Genomic DNA, 280 nt, shown 5'->3' with positions numbered 1-280 from the left:
GTTCCTGATGCCTGTTGAAGACGTGTTCTCGATCTCCGGCCGTGGTACGGTTGTGACAGGTCGTATTGAGCGCGGCATCATCAAGGTCGGCGAAGAAATCGAAATCGTGGGTATCAAAGACACGGTCAAGACCATTTGCACCGGCGTTGAAATGTTCCGCAAACTGCTGGACCAGGGCGAAGCTGGCGATAACGTCGGTCTGCTGCTGCGTGGTACCAAGCGTGAAGACGTGGAACGTGGTCAGGTTCTGGCCAAGCCAGGCTCGATCAAGCCACACACG

At 56.1% G+C, this 280-nt stretch carries 1 protein-coding gene; it reads left to right on the top strand.

The genetic code is table 11. The features are described from left to right. Positions 1-280 (top strand): EF-Tu/IF-2/RF-3 family GTPase (locus tag WFM49_RS18570; protein ID WP_336974866.1); only part of this gene is annotated, 280 nt, incomplete at both ends.

The organism is Alcaligenes sp. PF14 (assembly GCF_037150615.1).
Lineage (GTDB): Bacteria > Pseudomonadota > Gammaproteobacteria > Burkholderiales > Burkholderiaceae_B > Alcaligenes > Alcaligenes phenolicus.
The sequence above is the reverse complement of the archived record's forward strand: the minus strand, read 5'-3'. Positions and strand labels throughout refer to the sequence as shown.